The following is a 21074-nucleotide window of genomic DNA, read 5'->3' as shown; positions in this document are numbered from 1 at the left end:
ATTACAATCGGTACAGGTGGGGATAAAATATTCCGGGATCAATCGCTGTATGACTGCTACGCGCCCCTGTGCAGACGTTCACAGTCCGGAGCGTAGCGCCTGTTACCGGTCGGTCAGCTTTGTCCGTTTTTCGCTGAATTAAACATTCGGTGGTTTGTTTGTGATGGCGGTCTCGTGATGCTGCAATCCCGAACCTGTCGATGCATCGACCACCCACGGCGCGCAGACCGCACTTCCCGATTCCGTTCGCTCGACCCTGACTGGAACACCATACACATCGGTCAGCCGCGATGCGGTCAGAACCTTCTCCGGCGGGCCATCGGCGAGGATAACGCCCTCGTGCATCAGGATGACGCGGGCATCGAGCGCGAAAGCCTGGTCGGGGTCGTGTGTGGACAGGATGACGCCATGGTCGCCGGCTCGGGCGAGATCGGCGATCCGGGTCAGGACCCTTGCCTGGTTACCGAAATCGAGACTTGCGGTCGGCTCGTCCATGATGAGCAAGGGCGCCTGCTGGGCGAGAGCCCGCGCGATCATGACCATCTGGCGTTGCCCGCCGGACAGGCGAGAGTAATCCGACTGCGCCAGATCGGCGATTCCCAATCGTGCGAGTGCTGCGCGCGCGATGTCCCGGTCGCCCGCCGACGGCGCCGATAGCGGGCCGATCCGGGCGGTTCGCCCCATCAGCACGACTTCTTCCACCAGATACGGAAATGGGGGCACATGGGCCTGCGGCACATAGGCCACCGCCCGCGCGATATCGCGCCGTCTCAGAGCTGCGATATCGCGCCCACCGATGGCAATGGCTCCGGTGATCGGCGGTATCAGCCCGAGAAGTGTGCGAAACAGGGTGGTTTTGCCGCAGCCGTTCGGCCCCAGCAGGCAGATGACTTCGCCGAGGGATATGCTCAGCGATAGGCCCTGGCCAACCACGGTCGCACCATGTCCGATCGTGAGTTCCCGGGCCGTTATCATGTCCAGCCTCGCCTTCCGCGTGCGAGCAGATAGAGAAAGAACGGCGCTCCCAATACTGCCGTCAGAATGCCCAGCGGAATTTCGATCGCTGCGAGGGTACGGCACAGGGTATCCACCAGAAGAAGATATCCGGCGCCGATGATGGCCGCCGCCGGGAGCAAGGTGGAGAAGGAGGGGCCGACGATCATTCGGGCGATATGCGGAATGACGAGTCCAACCCAGCCGACCACCCCGGCGATCGCGACGACCGAGGCCGTAATCAAGGTCGCCGCCGCAATGACCAGCATGCGCAGCCGCGGAGCATCGACCCCGAGGGCACGCGCTTCGTCGTCACCGAGGGAGAGCAGGTTGATGCGCCAGCGAAGCAGGATCAGCGGAACGAGGCCGATCAGCACCGCCGGCAGGACCGGGGTCAGATCCGCCTGCGTGGTGCTGGCCAGGCTCCCCAGAAGCCAGAACGTGATTGCGGGCAACTGATCATAGGGATCCGCCATGACCTTGAGCAGCGAGGTCGCGGCGCCGGCCAGCGCCCCGATGACGACGCCGGTCAGCACCAGAACCAGCGTCTGGTCGACCCCGCGCACCGCCCGCGAGATGAAGATCACCAGCGCGACGGCGCCCAAGCCGCCGAGAAAGGCGAATCCCTGTATCGCGATCACCGGAAGAGACAGGAATATGCCGATCACCGCACCGAGGGCGGCCCCGGACGACACGCCCAGAATATCCGGCGAAACCAGCGGATTGCGAAACAGGATCTGATACGAGGCCCCCGCGGAGGCGAGCGCCGCTCCGACCAGCATCGCCGCGAGCACGCGCGGCAGCCGGATGTTCCAGATGACGATTTCGCCCATACCGCCGGACGGCATCAGCAGTTCCGTCACCACCTGGGTGACGGGAACAGGATAGGGGCCGATGGTCAGTGCGAGTCCCGCCCCGGCGAAAAGAAGGAGCCCCAGTCCCGCGATGACGGAGAACCGGCGGATCACCGCATGATCATGGGGACCGGCGATGCTCTTCATGGCAACAGCGTGTCGAGTTGATCATCGCTGAGATCGAGATGATACCAAAGCTGGTAGAACTCCCGCGTGCGGGCCCGGAGGTCGATCGCATAGGTATCGGGAAAGAAGGTCGCGGCGATCCAGTCCAGCCCGATCAGACGGTTGATCGATGGTGGTCGGTCGATCCAGCCGAAGGGCAGGATAGGTGACAGATGGACACGCCCCTCCCGCACGGCCCGCATCCGTGCCCAGAGCGGATCATCGCGGTGGGTTTCGTAGAACTGGCGGTCCCAGGTGACGATGATGTCCGGATCGGCTGCAAGCAGGGCCTCGAAATTGACCCTGACCAGACCGCGTGCCGCATCGCTGCGTCCGAGCACATTGATCCCGCCGGCCCATTCCAGGATTTCGGTATTGATAGACCCGACGACTCCGCTTTCCAGCCCGTCCGGACCCCGCGCCAGATAGGCGCGAGGGCGTTCGGCATCGGCAATGCGCTCGTTCAGTTCATCGATACGGGCAAAGCTGGCCTCGGTATCGCGTGCCAGCGCTTCACCTCGCTCGGGGATGCCCAGCGCCTCGCCCAGAAGGCGCAAGGCCGCCGGGGTGTTTTCGAAACGGCCGTCGATCAGCAGATAGGGAATCCCCGTCTGTTCCTGCACCCTGTCGGCCAGATCGACATAAGTGTCGCGCACCGAGCCGAAATCGATGATCAGATCGGGGGCGAGGGCGAGGACCCGTTCGAGATTGGCCTCTCCGCCCTGGCCGGTCAGGGTGCCGAGCTCGGGCAGATCGGCATAGGGGCGGGCGAGGAAATCACGTTCGTTCGCCCGATTGGCCTGCGGCCAGCCGAGCATCCGTTCCGGCGCCATGACGTAAAGCAGGATCGCTGCCGGCGGGCCGGCGGCAACGACGGTGTCGATCCGGGCAGGCAGATCCACGGTTCTCCCGGCGCTGTCGGTGATGCTCTGCGGCGTCCCGGCAATGCCGGGCGCCGCGATCAGAAGAAGGCCGAGAATGGCCATCAGGATACGCATCATGGTCTGGTTCCCTCTTCTGCGATATTGCCCACCGGTTCGAATCCATACGCCGCGAGGCGGGTCTGGATCTCTTCCGAGAGAAGTGCTTCGGCAAGTTCCTGCGCCTCGGCGACGTCGGGCCTGAAGGTGAGGGCGTAGCTGGCAAGGACCGAAAGGTGTCGCGGCAATGCAAGCATGTGCAGTGACGGTGTGTCCGCGCGGGCCGCGATCGCGTTGCTGCGATAGGTCAGGAAAAGATCTGCCATGTGTTGCGTGATCAGCCAGGCATAGGGATTGCGGTCGCTCGGCGTCACGGGGCTGTCAGGCGCGCCTGTCAGCGCTAATGCACGCAAGGCGGCATCGCCATCCGGGGATCGGGCATCGAGCCGGCGCAGGATCGCCATCGCATAATCGCCCGAGGGGTCGTTGCCCGGTGTCGAGATGCCGAGGCGCAAATCCGCGCGTTGAATCAGGGCGACCGGATCGGCGTCTTCGAACCGATCCGGAACGATGAGACAGAGTTGGTTGTGGCAGAAGTGTTGCGGCGATGCCCCCAATCCTGCTTCGGCAATCGCGGCCGGATGACCCTTATCGGCGCTGATGAAGACGTGCCAGGGCGCTCCGGCGAATATCTCCGCCCGCAACAGGCCTGAGGGACCGAAACGGGCTGCAATGCGATATCCTGCCACCGGCGCGATGCCACCGAGAGGCTCCTTCAGGCTTCCTGCCGCGAGGAGATGCAGGGTCTCAACCATTCCACTGCACCTTGCCGAGATCCGCAATGTCGTAGCCGCCGAGATAGGCGGCTCGGCGGGCGAAGGCCTCGCTGCGGGCGAAGGTGAGCAAGGTCTGGATCGCCGGCTCGAAATAGTCGCGCCGGGCCATGGCGAGGTCGAAGCTTTCGTCCGCGATCAGCGGCAGGAAGCCGAGATGGGCCGCCGCCGATTGCAGGCCGAAGCCGCAATCGGCCTCCCCGCTCTCGATCAGTGCGGCGAGATCGGCATGGGTGTCGACCGGGGGCGCGGCCATGTTCAGATCGGCGGCGGACAGGCCGTGGCGCGCCAGCAGGATGTTCAGGAGGCGTTGCGAGCCGGCCGCATCGGTGCGCAGCGCGAAGCGCAGGCCGCGTGCGGCGGCGTCTTTCAGATCGGTGATACCCAGCGGATTGCCGGGAGCGCAGATCAGCCCCTGCGTCCGGCGCGCCCAGTGGATCAGGATGTGACGCGCCCCAGGCAGATGCGCCTGCACCGCAGGCAGATTCCAGGTGCCGCTTTCCGGGTCCATCAGATGGCAGCCCGCGAGGACCGCCCGCCCGGCAGCGAGTTCCGTGAGCCCGTGGGCCGAGCCCGAGGCGAGCACCGCGAGGCCCGAGCCGGATTGCCGCAGGGCCCATTCCAGCAACGGATCGTTCGAGCCGGCATAGATCGGCGGCGCTGGGGCGATCCCCGCCTGCGGCAATTCGGTCTGGGCCTCGAGCCAGGTATCGATAAGCCAGCGGGGAAACAACAGCTTGCCGGTAGCGCGGGTGAACGGGATCGTCTGGCGCGAAACCATCTCATAGATCGTGCGCTCCTTCACCCGCAGATATTCCGCGACTTCCGCAGTCGTCATGAGGGATGAAGCGGAGCCTGTCGCAGCGGCATCGTCGAGATCGTCGGAGGAGGTCAGGGTTTCCATGCTGGCTCTCTGCATTATCATGCATAATACTGCAAGAATTATATATTTGAATTGTAATCTGTTTTTTGCTTTCCTTCCAGCCGATTTATGAGGATTCCTCGTGGGCGGCCCCTTCACGACAGCCTTTGCGCTGATCACCTCCGGCGATCCGGCCCTGATGCAGATCATCGGGCTGTCTCTGCGCGTGACGGTCACCGCCGTGCTGATTGCCTGTCTGATCGGATTGCCGCTCGGCGCCGGGCTGGCACTGGCGCGATTTCCGGGGCGATCGCTGGCGATCATCCTGTTCAATGCGCTGATGGGGCTTCCCCCTGTGGTCGCGGGCCTCGTCGTCTATCTTTTGCTCTCGCGCTCGGGGCCACTCGGATCGCTCGCGCTTCTGTTCACCCCCACCGCGATGGTCATCGCCCAGACCATCCTGATCCTGCCGATCCTGATCTCGCTGACCCGCTCGGTCGTCGAGGATCTGTGGGGAGAGTATCGCGAGCAGCTGCGCTCGCTGGGTGCCAGCCGCCTGCGGGCGGTGCCGACACTGCTCTGGGATGGCCGCGTCAGCCTCCTCACCGGCGTGCTCGCTGGCTTTGGGCGGGCGAGCGCGGAAGTCGGGGCGGTCCTGATCGTGGGCGGCAATATTGCAGGCCATACCCGCACCATGACGACAGCCATCACGCTGGAGACCGCGCGCGGCGAGCTCGGCCTCGCCGTGGCGCTCGGCATCATCCTGCTCACGCTGACGCTGAGCCTGAACGCGCTCGCCTGGGGCGCCGGCCAATGGGCGAAGGGGAGGCTCGGATGAAGCGCGAAGGCGATCTGCATCCCCCGATCCTGCCATTGCAGCTTGAACAGGCCGGCTATGCCGTGGCCGGGGCGGCACTGCTGGAGGAAATTTCGCTCGCCATTCCCGCCGGGCGGCGCCTGATCGTGATGGGCGCAAACGGCGCCGGCAAGAGCCTGTTGCTACGGCTTTGCCACGGGCTGATCGAGCCGACGACGGGGCGACGCATCTGGGCGAATGGCGAAAGGCGTCCGCAAGCGCAGGCGATGGTGTTCCAGCGCCCCGTCCTGCTCCGGCGCTCGGTCGCGGCCAATCTCGCCTATCCCTTGCGCCTGCGTGGCATGGGTCGCTCGGCCTGCCGGGACATGGTGGCCCGGACGCTCGAGCGGTTCGGATTATCCACTCTCGCCGAGCGCCCCGCACGCCTGCTTTCCGGAGGCGAGCAACAGCGGCTCGCCCTCGCTCGGGCCTGGACCATGCGTCCGCAGATCCTTTTTCTCGACGAGCCGACCTCGGCGCTCGATCCCTCCGCCACCCGCACCATCGAGGCGATGATCGAGAGCTTTTCTGCGGAGGGCATCACCATCGTGATGAGCACCCACAATCTCGGCCAGGCCCGGCGCCTTGCTCAGGACATCGCCTTCCTGCATCGGGGCCGCCTGATCGAGCACGGCCCGGCCGACATTTTCTTCGAGGGGCCCAAAGCCCCGGAAGCGCGCGCTTTCCTGGCGGGCGACCTGATCTGGTAAGAGCAATCTGGAGGAAACAATGACGACCAACCGACGCACTCTGCTTCTGGGCTCCGTGACGGGCCTTGCATCCGGCATCGCCATGCTGGTGGCGCTGCCGCTCGCCACCCCCGCCCAGGCCCAGGACTTCATCACCGTGGCCTCGACCACCTCGACCGAGAATTCCGGCCTGTTCGGCCATATCCTGCCGCTTTTCCAGGAAGAGACCGGGATCGAGGTCCGTGTCGTCGCGCAAGGCACCGGGCAGGCGCTTGAGACCGGGCGCCGGGGCGACGCGGATGTCGTCTTCGTCCATGCCCGTGAGCTCGAGGAGGCCTTCGTTGCCGACGGTTTCGGCGTGGAGCGCCTCGACGTGATGTATAACGACTTCGTCATCGTCGGTCCGGGCGCGGATCCCGCCGGGCTGGAGGGTGCCGATGATGCGGCTTCGGCCATGGCTGCGATCGCTGAGGCCGAGGCGCCCTTCGCCTCGCGTGGTGACGACAGCGGCACGCATGTGGCGGAGATGAACCTGTGGAAGGCCGCCGGTGTCGCACCGGAGGGTCAATGGTATCTCTCCACCGGCTCCGGCATGGGCGCGACCCTGAACACCGCCGCCCAGGTGCCCGCCTACGCCCTGACCGATCGCGCCACCTGGCTCTCCTTCGCCAATCGCGGATCGCTGGAGATCGTCTTCGAGGGTGATCCGGTGCTTTTCAACCCCTACGGCATCATTCTCGTCGATCCCGAACGCCATCCGCACGTCAAGGCGCAGCAGGGGCAGGCCTTCATCGACTGGGTGGTCTCGCCGGCAGGGCAGGAGGCGATCGCGAGCTTTACAGTTGCGGGTGAGCAATTATTCTTCCCCAACGCCGAGTAATACCAACCCGCAATGATCAGAACCGATGAGCCCAGTCTCGCAGCCCGATGGCCATGATGCGCCATGGCTGGTCGATGATGGCGTTCCAGGCCTGGCAGCACAGGTCGAGGAGTTGGTCATAGGAGGCGAAGACTCGGTTGGAGAGGAGATTGTCGCGCATGAACTGCCAGAGGTTTTCGACCGGATTCAACTCGGGCGATTTTGGCGGCAGCGGCAGGAGGGTGATGTTTTGCGGGATCTCGAGGCCTTTGGCCATGTGCCATCCGGCCTGATCGAGAATGAGGATGGCGTGTTTGCCCGGGGCGACTGCGGCGGCGATCTCCACGAGATGAAGGTTCATGGCTTTTGTGTCGCAGCGCGGCAGGACGAGAGCCGCCCCTTTTCCCTCCTGCGGGCAGATCGCCCCGAAGATGTAGGTCGAGGCGGTGCGCTGATCGTGCGGCGCCGAGGGGCGGGTTCCGCGCTTGGCCCAGCGTCGGGTGATCTTGTTCTTCTGGCCGATGCGGGCCTCGTCGGCGAACCAGACCTCTATGTCATCGGGCGCGAGGCTCTGGTGGGCGGCGATTTCGTCCAGGCGGGCGGGGAAACTTTTTTAAAATCCTCGATGGTATGCGTGTCCTGCGCATGATGGCGCGGCCTCGCCGAGAGCTTGCGATAGCCCATCTTGCGCAGGGCCCGGCTCACCGTGTCCTCGCTCGCTGCGATGCGGAACTCCTCGTAGAGCCATTGCGCGAGATCGACGATCCGCCAGCGCACCACGCCATGGACGGACGGGATCGGTCCTTCGTCCACCCGCCGTGCCAGGGCCGCCAGATGATCGGGGCCGAGCAGAGGAGCCTTGCCCGGCGCCTTGCGGTCGACGAGCCCCTCCGGTCCCTCTCGGTTGAACCGCTCAACCCAGTCGCGGACGATCTGCGCCGTCACGCCGCCGAGCCGGGCCGCCTCCGCCCGGCTCGATCCCTCATAGATAGCCGCGATAGACAGAAGCCGGCGCGTTTGCGCCCCATCCTTCGAGCGCCGCGCCGCCGCACGGCAGCGTTCCGCGTCAAAATCATCCCGCAAGGGCAAAGCAGCCATGGCGAACTCCTCCGTTCGCCACCTTGAATCTGATTTGCGCCTCGGAGGGAATCCCCCGAGTCAATTTCAATGCGGATTGGTATAAGGGCGCTGCGCATTGCGGGGGGGCATGTATTGATTCGCATTGCCTGCCCGCAACACTTCCTCCAGGCTCTTGCTGGAACGCTTCAGATCATTCGACCAAGGTTGCGATCATGTCCCCTTGCGTGGTTAGCTGACGGTCGGCCAAAAACGATACAGCGCAGCGTGTGTAAAACCCTACAATAATACGGCAGCTATCCAGCTCTCGATCGCCGGCAGCCGAATTTCTCCTTGCGGCCCCCAATCTGACGGATCGCTACGCGACCCATTCCGGTCATTCATCGCCAATTCCACATACCCTGAAACCCGGCGGTCTGCTTCATACGAAAATTCCGCAGTCGGGTGAAATGCGGTGATTGCCCCAATTCAGGCGTACAGCTGGAACTATTACTATTCTGTATCCCCATCGGTGGATCGGCATTGGGGCGGCATCGACCGGCGTCGTTAGAGGACAAGCAAGGATCCGTTATCAATGCATAATTGAAGTGGGCCTTGGGTCCCGTCGGAAACGTTTCCGCAATTAACCACCGGATTCCCCCTAAGATCTTTCGCCAAAAAGTAAGTAAAATTTCAAAACTGGCAAGTATACAGAAAATTTATTTAGCCAACTTATCGTATCAATTGATTAATATATCGTAAAATATGCGTCACGCTGCTGTAACATTGAGATATTAATTGGTCGCTCAAAGAGTATGTATCTCCGAACAAATCGTACCGATGAGGCTGACATGTTTCGCCGGGTAACCTTTGCGCTCATTGCAGCGTCAGGAACTATCGCGTTGTCCTCAAACATCGCTCACGCCGATTGGCGTGACGAGATGCCCACCTTCCGTGTCGGCCTCCTCGGAGGCGAGAACGAAGCGGATCGCTTGCGCAATAACGAGTGTTTTCGTGTCGCCATGGAAGAGCGCCTCGGGGTGCCGGTAGAAATGTTCCCGGCCCCTGATTATGCCGGTGTCATTCAGGGGCTCGTTGCCGGGCAGCTCGATTATGCCAGTCTCGGCGCTTCTGGCTATGCCGCAATCTATCTGCAAGATCCGGAAGCAGTGGAACCGATCTTCGTTTCCGCCGAAGCGGATGGGTCGCTCGGCTACATCGCCGCGATGTATGTCCGGTCCGACAGTGACATTCATTCTCTTGAGGGGATGGAAGGCTACAGCCTCGCCTATGCCGACCCGAACTCAACCTCTGGCTATCTCATTCCGCGGGCCGAGCTCAGGGCTGCAGGTATCAATGATGCGGAGTTCTTCTCTCGCACTGGCTTCGGAGGCGGTCATGAACAGGCCGTCATCGCCGTACTCGAAGGGCAATATGATGCCGGTGTGACTTGGGTTTCCGGTCAGGGTAATCCGGCTGACGGCTACACTCGGGGCAATCTGCGCCGGATGATCGACAACGGACTTCTCGATATGGCCGATTTGCGCGTGATCTGGGAATCCAATCTGATCCCCAATGGCCCCGTGGTCGTACGCAAATCGATGCCGGATGAAGCCCGCGAGATCATCGTAGACTATCTCGCCAACCAGCTCGAAACCGATCCGCAGTGTTACTATGATATTTCCTTCGGCGAGGGGCAGGGCTGGCAGCCCGTCGATCATTCGTTCTTCGAAGGTATCGTGGCTATGCGCCGCGCCGAGCTGGAAGGCTCGCGCTGACGACAGTGAAAGGCGGCCTTTCGCGGTCGCCTTTTTCTTTTCGCGAAGAAATCTCTAGCCCTGTCGATCGCGATTGATCGACGCTCATCCCATATCGGAGTTCAAACATGAAAAGCGCCCTTGGTGCAGCCGCGTCGATCGTGCTGCTTGCCTCCTTCGCCATGCCCGCCGAAGCCGATTGGCGTGCGGATTTCGGCACCTACAACATCGGTCTGCTCGGTGGTGAAAACGAAGCCGACCGCCTGCGTCGCTACGATTGCTTCGCAAATCTGATGTCGGAGGCGCTCGGCGTCCCCGTCGAGCTTTTTCCGGCGGCTGACTATGCTGGCGTGATGCAGGGGCTCCTGTCCGGTCAGTTGCATCAGGCGGGCATGGGTGCCTCAGGCTACGCCGGCGTCTATCTGCAGGATCCGGATGCGGTTTCCCCGGTTTTGGCGACCAAGAACGTTGACGACTCCCTCGGCTATTACGCGGTGATCTACGTGCGTGCCGATAGTGATTTTCACAGCCTCGAAGATCTCGAGGGCGCGTCTCTCGCCTATGCCGATCCGAATTCGACATCGGGTTACCTGGTCCCGCGTGCGGAGCTGGCACAGTCCGGAATCGACGATGAAACGTTCTTCGCGCGCACCGGTTTCGGCGGTGGCCATGAGCAGGCGGTGATCGCGGTTTTGAACAACCAGTATGATGCCGGTGTGACCTGGACCTCGCTGATGGGCGACGTGGAAAGCGGTTATACCCGCGGAAACCTCCGCCGCATGGTGGATAACGGCCTCCTCGACATGGCGGATCTTCGCATAGTCTGGGAATCGAACCTGATCCCGAACGGGCCGACCGTGATGCGCAACGACTTGCCGCAAGAGGCCCGTGAGCTTGCGCGTGACTTCATGCTCGGCATGAAGGATAGCCACCCGGAATGCTATGCCGATACGGTTGGCGGCGACGGTAACGGCTATGCGACGGTCGATCATAGCTTCTACGCGGGCATTGTCGCCATGCGCGAAGCGGAACTCCAGGGGTCACGCTGACGGGCCGGACCAAAACCTTGCGCCCTCCCGTTTTCGGGGGGGCGTTTCATCTTGCCGGACTGCGTTTCTCGGCTTTTCGCCTGCTGCTGAAAAGGGGCATCCCATGCTCGACTTTGAAAACGTGACCAAGCGGTTCGGGACGACGACCGCCGTCGATGGCGTGACTCTGTCCATTCCCCAAGGGCAAATGGTCGGCGTGATCGGTCGATCCGGTGCTGGAAAATCCACGTTGTTGCGCATGATCAACCGACTGAATGATTCAAGTTCCGGCAAGATCCTGTTCGGTGGACGCGAGATCACTGCGCTGAAAGGGAGCGATTTGCGCCGGTGGCGAAACGAATGCGCCATGGTTTTTCAGCAGTTCAATCTCGTGGGGCGGCTTCAGGTGGTCACGAACGTCATGTCCGGGCGTTTGTTCCAGCATGGCTTCGCCTCGTCGATGCTGGGGCTTTTTTCAGCGAGGGAACGGGCTTTCGCGATCCGCGCGCTCGACCGTCTGGGAATGGCGCATGCGGCGCTTCAGCAGACGGATACGCTTTCAGGCGGGCAGCAACAGCGCGTAGCCATCGCGCGGGCACTCGTCCAGGAGCCGAAAATCATGTTGGCTGACGAACCAATCGCCTCTCTCGATCCGCTCAACGCGAAGGTCGTTATGGATGCCTTGCGCAGCATCAATCAGGAAGACGGTCTCACGGTCATCTGCAATCTCCATACCCTTGATACCGCACGTGCATATTGTGACCGGATCATCGGCATGCAGGATGGTCGTGTCGTCTTCGACGGACCGGCGCGCGCGCTGACTGACAGCGTCGCCCGCGAAATCTACGGTGCCGAAGCCGAATCCGCATTCTCCGAAGCCGTAACCTCGACAGCGCTCAATGGGCACGGGCCGGGGCAACCGAAGATGCCGGAGCCGCAAGAGCAAGCAGAGGAACAGCTTGCAGCGGCGCGGGCGGCGCTCTGAGCCATGATTACGGCAATTCAACCCGCCCGGTCGCTGGAGAGTGATCCCGTCAGCCAGTTCGAGAGTCACCGTCGTCAGCTGATCCGGGACAAGCTCGCCGCGAATATCACGCTGTTCGTCGTCTTCCTCCTCTTCCTTGGCTGGTCGATATATATCTCGCGTTTCTACCCCGACCGCCTGGCGACGGGATTGCCGCGAATCTTTGAGTATTTCGGCTCCGTCATGCCCTCCTTTCAATGGGAGGTTCTCTTCGAAGGGCGCAACGAGCAGGGGAGTTTTCCGCAAGGATCAATAGGCTTCTGGTACTCCGACTTCTGGAAGTACCTCGCACTGATATGGGAAACGATCCTGATGGCGGTCACAGCCACGGTACTTGGGACGGCGTTGGCTGTTATTCTCAGTTTCACGGCTGCGAGAAATTGTACGCCATTCCCTTGGCTCGGTGTTGCTTCACGTCGATTTCTGGAGTTCTGCCGCGGAGTTCCGGAAATACTCTTTGCTCTGATCTTCGTCTTTGCTGTCGGGATTGGGCCGCTTGCGGGTGTGCTCGCCATCACGATCCACGCTACAGGTGCCTTGGGGAAACTGTTTTCCGAAGTGGTCGAAAATGCATCGATGAGGCCGGTCGATGGTATCACGGCCGTAGGTGGAGACTGGTTCGAGCGCATGCGCTACGGGATTCTGCCTCAGGTCCTTCCGAATTTCACATCCTACGCCCTGTGGCGATTCGAGATCAACGTGCGTGCTTCGGCCGTCGTCGGCTTCGTCGGCGCGGGCGGGATCGGCGCCGAATTGAACCACGTCATCAGCTTTTATTCGGATGACCGTGTTACCGCAGTGCTTCTGCTCGTCGTGCTCACCGTGACCTGCATCGATCTGATTTCGGAACGCGCGCGTCATTCGCTCATCGGTAAGGAGGCCTTGAGATGAGTACGCTGCGTTTCGATGCCATGACGGATGCTGACATAGCGCGCATCCGCGAAAGCCATCCGGGGGCCTTCAGGAAATCATTCGTCGATGTGCTGAAGGTAGGGAGCTGGGCGGCCCTGGTCGCCTATGTGGTCTATTCGTTGCATCTTTTCGAATTCGTCAAACTGCTTGACAGTTCAGAGCGTGCGTTGCGCCTGATGACACGCATGGTCGTATGGGAGGACATGGCGGGTTGGAATTACTCTGCGATTTATACAGGGATTGCCCAAACGATCGCGATGGCTTTTCTGGGAACGCTGCTGGGAACGATCTTTGCTCTGGCGCTGGGTTTTCTGGCAGCCAAGAATACAATGCCGATTGGCGTCATACGCCACGCCGTACGCCGCCTTCTCGATGTCTTTCGCGGAATCGACGGGGTCGTGTGGGGGCTCGTCTTCGTGCGGGCGGTCGGGCTTGGTCCCCTCGCGGGCGTTCTGGCCATCTTCATCTCGGATATGGGCAACCTTGCCAAGCTCTATTCGGAGGCAATCGAGAACATTGATCGCAAACAGGTCGAGGGTGTGCGAGCGACCGGGGCTGACGGCGCCCGCGTGATCCGCTTCGGCTACCTGCCCCAGATACTTCCGGTATTCGTCTCGCTCTCCCTTTACAGTTTCGAGAGCTCGACGCGCTCGGCGACGATCCTGGGGCTCGTCGGTGCAGGGGGAATTGGCATGATCATCATCGAACGCTTCCGTGCCGGCCTGTTCGATCAGGTCGCCTTTGTCGTGCTCAACGTGCTTGTGGTTATCGCAATCATCGACTGGGCCTCCGGCCTCCTGCGCAGACGATTTATCGGCGAGCGCGGCCATTGATGGCAGTTCCAGGCGATTGCTGTGTATCGGATAGCCCAGACCGGCAAAGCGTGAAGGCATCGGATAGCCGGATACAGACCCTCGAACTGAAGAAAGCCGATGAAGAAGCTCTCACCCGACCGTCCGTTGCTCCATCCCGGCGCTCGAATCACGCAATCGGAATTTGGTCCCTACACGGAAGTCGGGCCGGACTCGGTCATCCTCAATACGACTTTCGGCGCCTATTCCTATTGCACACGCCTTTGTGATATCGCCAACACGACGCTGGGCAAGTTCGTCAATATTGCCGCAATGGTGCGCATCGGCCCGACCGACCACCCTATGTGCCGCGCAAGTCAGCACCATTTCCTGTATCGCTCGGCTGATTATTGGCTTGATGCAGCGCACGACACAGCTTTCTTCGCCGCACGAGAGGCCCGGCGCACGACAATCGGGCATGACGTCTGGATTGGCCACGGAGCCATTATACGGCCTGATGTTGCTGTTGGTGATGGGGCCGTCATAGGCGCAGGCGCCGTCGTCACCCGCGATGTTCCCGCCTATACTATCGTAGCCGGTATACCGGCTACGCCCCTGCGGCGGCGGTTTCCAGAAGACATAGCCGCCCGCCTACAGGCGCTGGCATGGTGGAGCTGGGACCATACGATGATTCGCGCCGCTCTGGATGACTTTCGCACACTTTCGGTTGAGGCTTTCCTTGAAAAGCATGGAGGATGATCGAAAGATTTCGTATTTCTGTCAGGGCTGCAAATGTCAATGAAATTGATATATGCACAAATGCTGTCGGGAGACCCTTTATCCATGCATGGACCCGTTGAGAAGACGGCACGTACTTCATAGTGCCAACGCCTTTCGGGGCCGAACGCCTACTGTTATTCATGCTCAACTTTCCGCATGAAGCGACCGGGTATCATGCCGCGTCACTATGCTGATAAAGCGTTTATTGTGCTCTAGCGAACGGCGTTGTCCTTCTGGCCAATGGTGGCCAAAGGAGACGTGTTATTGGACATTCACGATTTGATCCTGCTTCTCAGGGGCGGCGAGCCTCGAACGCAGGAAAGAAGGTTGGTGCGAAACGGGCCTTGAAACCGCGGCAGGTATGGGCGATCCGCTTCTTCCTCGATCGAGAGAGGCGGTTGCGAGATCGCGCGCTGTTTGATCTCGCCATCGATAGCAAATTGCGGGGTTGCGATCTCGTAAAGATCAAGATCGGTACCTTGGTCAGTGGACCGGAGATACGAAAGCGTGCGCTCGTGATCCAGCAAAAGACCGGCCGCCCCGTTCAGTTCGAACTGATGGCTGACGCACGAGCGAGCCTTCTCGCCTGGCTGGAGCGGCGTGGTGGAACGATAGACGATTATGCGTTTCCCAGCCGGATCGACCATACACCTCGATGGCCACCCAGGATCACACCGTTGACGGCACTGAAATTACACCAGCTCCTTGGACGCTACCTTTTCTTGCCCGCGTCATAGCCAGAGATCCCGCCGCTTTCCGTGGTTTTGACCGACTGACTGTCGATGACACCGGCAGTTGGAGAGGCCTCGCGTCCTTCCAGTTCCCGCGTGGCTGCGACAAGGATGTGGTTTATCGTCTGCCAGAGGTCGGTATCGCGCCAGGAATAGAAATAGCCTCGCACGGTGGAGGCTGGAGGAAAGTCCTTCGGCAGTGCCCGCCACTGACAGCCGCTGCCCGCGATATAAAGGATCGCGTTCACCACCTCTCGCATATCGGTCTTGCGTGGACGACCGCCGGATTTGGCCGGAGGGATCAGCGGCGCCAAAATCGCCCATTCCCGGTCCATCAAATCACTTGGATAACGCAGATGGTCCCGGTTATGCTGCCGGCGAGTGATATCATCCCAGGGCATTCGATCCTCCATCTTCTCGACAAAGACGGTTGAATCACAACCCTTTGATATCACTCAACTACTTTTAGATCCGGCTCTCAGGTGTCGGGTGATGGCGGCTCGGGCGCGGTAGAATTCCGAAGTCCCGTGCGTGGCCTCACCGATTGCGACAACGCGGGCATCCCTGATCCGGTCGAACATTGCCCCAAAGCCGGAAGCTCCGATCTCTGGAAGCGGCTCGGCATGGCGCGCGATCAATGCGGCAGGATCGGTCGGGGCATTCGGTGCCCCCATCTGGACCGCGCGCGCTGCGGCACCCCCGACCGCGCGCGACGTACCTTTCCCCTCCGTGGGGTGCACGATTTCCTCGCAAGCTGGGTCGCGCCATCCACCGACGCCTATCAGCGGTACAAAAGCGACAGGGCCAAGATCCTCCTGCTTGATGCGATTATCGCCGGTCTTGCGAATTCGCAGCAGATGCTGGTAACGATGAACCGGCCCAACGGGGATGATCATGCGTCCGCCCGGTGAGAGCTGTTCGATCAGGATCTCGGGGATTTCGGGTCCTCCTGCAGCGACGAGGATCACATCGAAAGGGGCTTCATCCGCAGCGCCCTGCGTGCCATCGCCGATGCGAAGGTCGATATTGTCGTAACCCAAAGTGTCAATGGCCTTGCGCGCAGCTTCAGTGAGTTCGGCGTGGCGTTCGATTGACACAACCTTTCCGGCGATGCGGCTGGCCAGTGCCGCCGCGTAGCCTGAGCCGGTTCCTACATCCAGAACTTTCTCGCCAGGAGCAATTTCGGCTGCCTCAAGCATCATGGCAACGATATAGGGCTGGGATATGGTCTGGTCCGCGCCGATGGGCAGAGGCGTATCCTCATATGCGAACTCGGCGAGTTCGGCTGGCACGAAAACTTCCCGCGGTACCGCCAGCATCGCCTCGCGGACGTTGGGATCGCTGACGCCCCGTGCCGCGATTTGGCGCGACACCATGTATTCGCGTTTGGCTGCCATGCTTTCGCCACCCGCTCCTGATGACCGTCCCCGCGCGATCTGCATACCAGAACCTCTTTTCCCGCCCCTTTCAAAAATCAGATTTCGTCCTCCAAACGCCACCCGCCACGCGTTGTTCCATGGCGGAGGCAATAAACACACTGGATGGCAGTCGATCGTGCCCACCGTCCTGGTCCAGAATGTGAGTTCATGGATGAAATTTCGGGTTGAAGACTTTAACAGTGAAAGACAAGTATAAATTCAGCGTAAATTTCTGATAAATTTACTACAGAGAATACATCAATAAATCTTATAATATTATAGTCATTATTTTGCTTAATTCATCGCCATATAATATTTTGATACTTAGATTTATTGATCAAATTCAAATCAGAGCTACTACAAGTTTTACTTTTTGTGGTGAGAGAAAATCGATACGATCACCATTCTCGTTGGCGGACTTCACTCTCGCTTGGAAGTGCTGCCAATGGCTTTCTCAGCGAATTGACGACCTGCTGCACAGGGTGGTGGGCGATATTCCGACCGAGATGCCCGAACTGCGATAATCGTACAGCCCTGCCGTCCCCATCATCACCAGCGTGTCTCCGGCAGCGATCTCGCCCGGGCTTCAAGGTCTGCGTATTCGACCGCAGGAACAATATCACGCCGACGGCTTTGAATATTTCAGGTCGAAGTTTTTTGCATGAAAAAGCAGCGGGGGGTCCATGAGCGCGGACATCAGGAACATTTTCGTCGTGGGTCTGGATCCTTTCAATCTTCAATTGCTACGCGGCGTCCGCAACGCCGATGAGTATGTCTTTCACAGCTTGCTCGATTACGAAGAAATCGCCGCTGCACGCAGCTTCGATGTGGAGGCCCTGCTGACCAAAGCGCGTCAGATTCTGGATGCATTTCACGACGAGGTCCACGCCATTGTCGGCTACTGGGATTTTCCGACGATTCTGATGATGCCGATCCTGCGCGCGGAACGCGGCCTGCGCGGCCCAAGCCTCGAAAGCGTGCTGCGGTGCGAGCACAAATATCTCAGTCGCATCGTGCAAAGGAACGTCGCACCCGGTCTGGTGCCGCGCTTTGTCCTGGTTGACCCGTTTGAACCGCAGACGGAGGCGGGGATCGACATGAATTACCCCTACTGGATCAAACCGGTGAAGGCGCATTCCTCCCGCCTGGGATTTCGGATCGACAGGCTGGAAGACCTGCAAGGCGCTCTCCCGCATATCCGTGCGGGCATCGACAGGTTTGCCACCCCCCTGGACGCAATCATGCGCCATGCGGATCTGAGCGCGGACGAGGCCCGGGTTCATGGCGCCTATTGCATTGCCGAAGCGATCATCTCGAAGGGTCGCCAATGCACGCTGGAAGGATATGTCTTCGAGGGTAAGGTGGAGGCCTATGGTATCGTCGATACGCTGCGCGGCCCCAACGGCGCGAGCCTCGAGCGTTATGAATACCCCTCCAGCCTTCCCGATCCAGTCAAGAGGCGCATGCGCGACGCGGCGCGCCGAGTTATTGAAGCAACGGGTCTGGATGACAGTCCCTTCAACATGGAATTCTACTATCGAGAGCACGATGACAGTATTGCCCTGCTTGAAATCAATGCCCGTATCTCGAAATCACACAGTCCGATCTTCGAGAAGGTTGAGGGGGTCCCGCACAAGGAGGTGATGATCGACGTGGCGCTCGGGAAATGCCCGGATTACCCGGCCCGCCGCGGGCGCTTCACCATCGCCGCCAAGTTCATGCCGCGCGTCTATGGTGAACGCGATGCGAAGTGCGTCACCCATGCCCCGGATGAAGACGCCGTTCGGGAGATTGCTTCAGGCTTTCCCGGCACCGACATCACGCTGCATGTTCACGAAGGCATGCAATTGCGCGAGCTGAGCGACAATCACCGTGATTCCTACAGTTATCAGATCGCAGATATTTTCATGGGCGCGGATCAGCACCAGGCTCTGGAAGAAAACTACGCCGCCCTTATGGAAGCGCTCGACATTCGCATCGACGGCGAAAGGATCAGCCCGGCATGAGTGATATGCTGCAGACCAGAGCCGATTTCCCTCACCGGGTCCGGCATGAGGAAAACCTCTTCATCACAATGCGCGACGGCACCCGCCTCGCTGCACGGCTGTGGCTTCCCGAGGATGCCGGCGAGCACCCGGTCCCGGCAGTGCTGGAATACATTCCCTATCGCAAGCGCGACATGACCCGCCACCGCGACTCGATCATGCATCCTTATATTGCCGGACATGGCTATGCCTGTCTGCGGGTCGATATTCGTGGCAGCGGTGATTCCGAAGGCGTGCTGACCGACGAATATACCGCTCAGGAACTCCAGGACGGCTACGACATCATCCAATGGATCGCCGCGCAGCCCTGGTGCAGCGGAAATGTCGGGATGATCGGCATTTCCTGGGGCGGATTCAACGGTCTCCAGATTGCCGCCCTGCAGCCACCGGCACTGGCGGCCGTGGTCACACTGTGCTCGACCGATGATCGTTACGCCGATGACATCCACCATATGGGCGGCTGCCTGCTCGGGGACAACCTCTCCTGGGCGTCGGTTATGTTCTCCTACAATTCGCTGCCGCCCGATCCCGAGATCGTCGGTGAGGGATGGCGCGAGATGTGGCATCAGCGTCTGAACGGCAGCGGTCTGTGGCTGGAAAACTGGCTGCGGCACCAGCGCCGCGATTCCTACTGGCGCCATGGCTCCATCGCCGAAGACTATGCTGCCGTGACCTGTCCGGTCATGGCGGTGAGCGGCTGGGCGGATGGCTATTCGAATGCGGTCTTCCGCCTGATGGAAAATCTGAAGGTGCCGCGTCAGGGGTTGATCGGCCCCTGGAGCCACAAATATCCGCATATCGCCGTGCCCGGCCCCGCCATAGGTTTTCTGCAGGAGGCCTTGCGGTGGTGGGATCACTGGCTCAAGGGCATCGACCGGGGCGTTATGGAGGAACCGGTCCTGCGTGTCTGGATGCAGGATTCAGTGCCGCCCACCACGAGCTATCGTCACCGTCCCGGGCGGTGGGTCGCCGAGCCATCATGGCCATCGCCCAACGTCACGACCAGATCTCTTGCGCTCGGGCGTCGGCATATCCTTTCGGCTGAGGCTGATGCCGGCAAGGATGAGCGATTGCGCATCCGCTCGCCGCTGACCGTGGGGCTGTTCGCCGGGAAATGGTGCTCCTATGCCGCCGGGCCCGATCTGGCGCACGACCAGCGCGAGGAGGATGGTGGCGCGCTTGTCTTCGACAGCGAGCCGCTACCGGAAACCCTGGAGATTCTGGGCGCCACCGTTGTCACGTTGGAGATATCGTCAGATCAGCCTCTGGGCATGGTCGCAATACGCCTGTCGGACATCGCCGTGGACGACAAGATCACCAGGGTCAGCTACGGAATGCTCAATCTGACGCACCGCGATTCGGCCGAACATCCGGCGCATCTGGTTCCCGGTGAGCGCTATACGGTGTCTGTATCGCTGAATGGCGTGGCGCACAGCTTCCCTCAAGGACACAGGTTGCGGATCGCGGTCTCGACATCATATTGGCCGCTGGCATGGTTGCCTCCCGGTCCGGTCGGCCTGACTGTGCATACTGCGGGAAGCCGGGTGGCACTCCCGGTCCGCAAGCCCCGCGCGGAAGATGCACGCTTGCGCGTCTTCGGCGCCCCCGAGGGCGCGCCGCCGGCACCGCGCCGTCAGCTCGAACCGGGCAGGCATAACTGGCTTGTTCATCGTGACCTTGCCAGCGATTTGTCCACGCTCGAAGTCATCAATGACAACGGCGTGGTTCATCTGGAAGATATCGATCTCATCGTCGAGAACCGCGCTTTCGAATGGTATCGTACCCATGCCGACGATTTTCATTCCGGGCGAGGTGAAACCCTGTTGCAGCGCGGGTTACGCCGGGGCGACTGGTCGATACGCACCAGGGCTCATACCGTTCTGACCGCAACGGAGACGGCGTTTCACATTACTGCCGATCTGGATGCCCATGAGGGTGACAAGCGCGTCTTCTGCCGTAGCTGGGACGTCACCATCGCGCGCGACTTCGTCTGATCGGCCTGGACAGGCTTGTCGGGTGGCGCGCCCCGTCTCAGGCTCATGCTGCAAGAGCTTCGATGCGGAACCCGGGACGACCGCTTCGACTGTGCCGTCCCAAGCCTGTAATTCAACTCTTTACGAAACCGGTCTCATCGATGACCAGAACGCCGTTGTCCCCCAACGCATCGACTGCCTGATCGCGGATGAGGGTGCAAAGCTGATCACTGTCCCAACTGCTTCGACCGAGAAGGGACTGGATCCGGTAGGGACGCTCAAGACCCGCCTGCTCCGCCAGCATCCAGCCCGTCTTGCGTTCGACACCGGACAGCACACCATCAATGAAGGCCCCTGCCGATCGCCATGTTTCCACACGCGGAAAAATCGGCGCCAGCGCTTGCTTGAAAGCCACCAACGCCGCCGCCCAGTTCACCGATGTTCCAGACCAGTCCGAAATACCCATGCCCGAACCTCCTTGATTCGGACACAGAATCAGAATGCAAAGGAATACGCAACTGTAGTACT

At 60.9% G+C, this 21074-nt stretch carries 18 protein-coding genes and 3 pseudogenes; 12 read left to right on the top strand and 9 right to left on the bottom strand.

Going from position 1 to position 21074, the window contains the following annotated elements; genetic code table 11:
- Nucleotides 1-138 precede the first annotated feature (138 nt).
- From GA0071312_RS16555 to GA0071312_RS16535, 5 genes are read right to left on the bottom strand one after another with little or no spacing between them, the layout of a single operon-like run.
- Complete coding sequence (locus GA0071312_RS16555; protein WP_074445858.1) at nt 139-975, bottom strand: ABC transporter ATP-binding protein; 837 nt, start codon at nt 973-975, stop codon at nt 139-141.
- Nucleotides 972-1994: a FecCD family ABC transporter permease gene (locus tag GA0071312_RS16550; RefSeq protein WP_074445857.1), complete on the bottom strand. Its 1023-nt coding sequence runs from the start codon at nt 1992-1994 to the stop codon at nt 972-974. The genes GA0071312_RS16555 and GA0071312_RS16550 overlap by 4 nt, the downstream gene beginning before the upstream one ends.
- Complete coding sequence (locus tag GA0071312_RS16545) at nt 1991-3013, bottom strand: iron ABC transporter substrate-binding protein (protein WP_074445856.1); 1023 nt, start codon at nt 3011-3013, stop codon at nt 1991-1993. Before GA0071312_RS16545 ends, GA0071312_RS16550 begins: the two co-directional genes overlap by 4 nt.
- Nucleotides 3010-3747, bottom strand: coding sequence for a substrate-binding domain-containing protein (locus GA0071312_RS16540; protein ID WP_083204637.1), 738 nt, complete (start codon nt 3745-3747; stop codon nt 3010-3012). The genes GA0071312_RS16545 and GA0071312_RS16540 overlap by 4 nt, the downstream gene beginning before the upstream one ends.
- Entirely contained in the window at nt 3740-4669 is a 930-nt protein-coding gene (locus GA0071312_RS16535) for a helix-turn-helix transcriptional regulator (RefSeq protein WP_083204636.1), read from the bottom strand. Before GA0071312_RS16535 ends, GA0071312_RS16540 begins: the two co-directional genes overlap by 8 nt.
- Nucleotides 4670-4826: 157 nt before the next feature.
- Here GA0071312_RS16535 and GA0071312_RS16530 point away from each other — a divergent pair, with 157 nt between their 5' ends.
- The 3 genes from GA0071312_RS16530 (at nt 4827) to GA0071312_RS16520 (ending at nt 7052) form a co-directional block, all read left to right on the top strand.
- The gene (locus GA0071312_RS16530; protein ID WP_083204590.1) at nt 4827-5465 is read left to right on the top strand and encodes an ABC transporter permease; all 639 of its coding nucleotides are present in this window, start codon (nt 4827-4829) and stop codon (nt 5463-5465) included.
- Nucleotides 5462-6193, top strand: coding sequence for an ATP-binding cassette domain-containing protein (locus GA0071312_RS16525; protein ID WP_074445853.1), 732 nt, complete (start codon nt 5462-5464; stop codon nt 6191-6193). Before GA0071312_RS16530 ends, GA0071312_RS16525 begins: the two co-directional genes overlap by 4 nt.
- Before the next feature lie 82 nt (nt 6194-6275).
- Complete coding sequence (locus tag GA0071312_RS16520; RefSeq protein WP_074446284.1) at nt 6276-7052, top strand: ABC transporter substrate-binding protein; 777 nt, start codon at nt 6276-6278, stop codon at nt 7050-7052.
- A gap of 16 nt (nt 7053-7068) precedes the next feature.
- Here GA0071312_RS16520 and GA0071312_RS19260 read toward each other — a convergent pair.
- A protein-coding gene (locus GA0071312_RS19260) for an IS630 family transposase (protein ID WP_420819944.1) occupies nt 7069-8129 on the bottom strand; the annotation gives its coding sequence in 2 pieces (ribosomal slippage) (nt 7069-7640 and nt 7640-8129; 1062 coding nt in all).
- A gap of 809 nt (nt 8130-8938) precedes the next feature.
- On the opposite strand from GA0071312_RS19260, the gene phnD (GA0071312_RS16505) reads away from it, so the two are divergent.
- From phnD (GA0071312_RS16505) to GA0071312_RS16475, 7 genes and pseudogenes are all read left to right on the top strand, one after another.
- Complete coding sequence (gene phnD, locus GA0071312_RS16505) at nt 8939-9865, top strand: phosphonate ABC transporter substrate-binding protein (protein WP_074446283.1); 927 nt, start codon at nt 8939-8941, stop codon at nt 9863-9865.
- Nucleotides 9866-9972: 107 nt separating this feature from the next.
- Nucleotides 9973-10893: a phosphonate ABC transporter substrate-binding protein gene (phnD, locus tag GA0071312_RS16500; protein WP_074445852.1), complete on the top strand. Its 921-nt coding sequence runs from the start codon at nt 9973-9975 to the stop codon at nt 10891-10893.
- A 103-nt stretch (nt 10894-10996) separates the two neighbouring features.
- Nucleotides 10997-11857, top strand: a complete 861-nt coding sequence (gene phnC / locus GA0071312_RS16495) for a phosphonate ABC transporter ATP-binding protein (RefSeq protein ID WP_074445851.1) — start codon at nt 10997-10999, stop codon at nt 11855-11857.
- A gap of 3 nt (nt 11858-11860) precedes the next feature.
- Complete coding sequence (phnE, locus tag GA0071312_RS16490; protein WP_074445850.1) at nt 11861-12787, top strand: phosphonate ABC transporter, permease protein PhnE; 927 nt, start codon at nt 11861-11863, stop codon at nt 12785-12787.
- Nucleotides 12784-13641 carry a phosphonate ABC transporter, permease protein PhnE gene (gene phnE, locus GA0071312_RS16485; protein WP_238947264.1) on the top strand — a complete coding sequence of 286 codons (858 nt, stop codon included), beginning with the start codon at nt 12784-12786 and terminating at the stop codon, nt 13639-13641. The genes phnE (GA0071312_RS16490) and phnE (GA0071312_RS16485) overlap by 4 nt, the downstream gene beginning before the upstream one ends.
- Nucleotides 13642-13740: 99 nt before the next feature.
- Complete coding sequence (locus tag GA0071312_RS16480) at nt 13741-14358, top strand: DapH/DapD/GlmU-related protein (RefSeq protein WP_074445849.1); 618 nt, start codon at nt 13741-13743, stop codon at nt 14356-14358.
- A 284-nt stretch (nt 14359-14642) separates the two neighbouring features.
- A pseudogene (locus tag GA0071312_RS16475) lies at nt 14643-15026 on the top strand (site-specific integrase); the annotation flags it as partial.
- Between the two features lie 71 nt (nt 15027-15097).
- Here GA0071312_RS16475 and GA0071312_RS16470 read toward each other — a convergent pair.
- Nucleotides 15098-15511: pseudogene (locus tag GA0071312_RS16470) on the bottom strand (IS5 family transposase); the annotation flags it as partial.
- A 54-nt stretch (nt 15512-15565) separates the two neighbouring features.
- Nucleotides 15566-16507 carry a protein-L-isoaspartate(D-aspartate) O-methyltransferase gene (locus tag GA0071312_RS16465; RefSeq protein ID WP_074445848.1) on the bottom strand — a complete coding sequence of 314 codons (942 nt, stop codon included), beginning with the start codon at nt 16505-16507 and terminating at the stop codon, nt 15566-15568.
- Nucleotides 16508-17211: 704 nt separating this feature from the next.
- Here GA0071312_RS16465 and GA0071312_RS16460 point away from each other — a divergent pair.
- Together GA0071312_RS16460 and GA0071312_RS16455 are read left to right on the top strand one after the other, a co-directional pair.
- A complete protein-coding gene (locus GA0071312_RS16460; RefSeq protein WP_074445847.1) occupies nt 17212-18534 on the top strand; it encodes an ATP-grasp domain-containing protein in 1323 nt (440 codons plus the stop codon).
- Nucleotides 18531-20567: a CocE/NonD family hydrolase gene (locus GA0071312_RS16455; protein ID WP_238947263.1), complete on the top strand. Its 2037-nt coding sequence runs from the start codon at nt 18531-18533 to the stop codon at nt 20565-20567. The genes GA0071312_RS16460 and GA0071312_RS16455 overlap by 4 nt, the downstream gene beginning before the upstream one ends.
- Nucleotides 20568-20685: 118 nt before the next feature.
- Here GA0071312_RS16455 and GA0071312_RS16450 read toward each other — a convergent pair.
- Nucleotides 20686-21012, bottom strand: a pseudogene (locus GA0071312_RS16450) (transposase); the annotation flags it as partial.
- Between the last annotated feature and the right edge of the window lie 62 nt (nt 21013-21074).

Origin of the sequence: Saliniramus fredricksonii (assembly GCF_900094735.1) — a bacterium.
GTDB classification, from domain to species: Bacteria; Pseudomonadota; Alphaproteobacteria; order Rhizobiales; family Beijerinckiaceae; genus Saliniramus; species Saliniramus fredricksonii.
Note: the sequence above shows the minus strand (reverse complement) of the source record. Positions and strands in the feature narration are given on the sequence as shown.

Coding starts and splice junctions, on each gene's coding strand:
- GA0071312_RS16555 (WP_074445858.1), bottom strand. CDS start 975: ATGATAACGGCCCGGGAACTCACGATCGGACATGGTGCGACCGTGGTT.
- GA0071312_RS16550 (WP_074445857.1), bottom strand. CDS start 1,994: ATGAAGAGCATCGCCGGTCCCCATGATCATGCGGTGATCCGCCGGTTC.
- GA0071312_RS16545 (WP_074445856.1), bottom strand. CDS start 3,013: ATGATGCGTATCCTGATGGCCATTCTCGGCCTTCTTCTGATCGCGGCG.
- GA0071312_RS16540 (WP_083204637.1), bottom strand. CDS start 3,747: ATGGTTGAGACCCTGCATCTCCTCGCGGCAGGAAGCCTGAAGGAGCCT.
- GA0071312_RS16535 (WP_083204636.1), bottom strand. CDS start 4,669: ATGGAAACCCTGACCTCCTCCGACGATCTCGACGATGCCGCTGCGACA.
- GA0071312_RS16530 (WP_083204590.1), top strand. CDS start 4,827: ATGCAGATCATCGGGCTGTCTCTGCGCGTGACGGTCACCGCCGTGCTG.
- GA0071312_RS16525 (WP_074445853.1), top strand. CDS start 5,462: ATGAAGCGCGAAGGCGATCTGCATCCCCCGATCCTGCCATTGCAGCTT.
- GA0071312_RS16520 (WP_074446284.1), top strand. CDS start 6,276: ATGCTGGTGGCGCTGCCGCTCGCCACCCCCGCCCAGGCCCAGGACTTC.
- phnD (WP_074446283.1), top strand. CDS start 8,939: ATGTTTCGCCGGGTAACCTTTGCGCTCATTGCAGCGTCAGGAACTATC.
- phnD (WP_074445852.1), top strand. CDS start 9,973: ATGAAAAGCGCCCTTGGTGCAGCCGCGTCGATCGTGCTGCTTGCCTCC.
- phnC (WP_074445851.1), top strand. CDS start 10,997: ATGCTCGACTTTGAAAACGTGACCAAGCGGTTCGGGACGACGACCGCC.
- phnE (WP_074445850.1), top strand. CDS start 11,861: ATGATTACGGCAATTCAACCCGCCCGGTCGCTGGAGAGTGATCCCGTC.
- phnE (WP_238947264.1), top strand. CDS start 12,784: ATGAGTACGCTGCGTTTCGATGCCATGACGGATGCTGACATAGCGCGC.
- GA0071312_RS16480 (WP_074445849.1), top strand. CDS start 13,741: ATGAAGAAGCTCTCACCCGACCGTCCGTTGCTCCATCCCGGCGCTCGA.
- GA0071312_RS16465 (WP_074445848.1), bottom strand. CDS start 16,507: ATGGCAGCCAAACGCGAATACATGGTGTCGCGCCAAATCGCGGCACGG.
- GA0071312_RS16460 (WP_074445847.1), top strand. CDS start 17,212: ATGAGCGCGGACATCAGGAACATTTTCGTCGTGGGTCTGGATCCTTTC.
- GA0071312_RS16455 (WP_238947263.1), top strand. CDS start 18,531: ATGAGTGATATGCTGCAGACCAGAGCCGATTTCCCTCACCGGGTCCGG.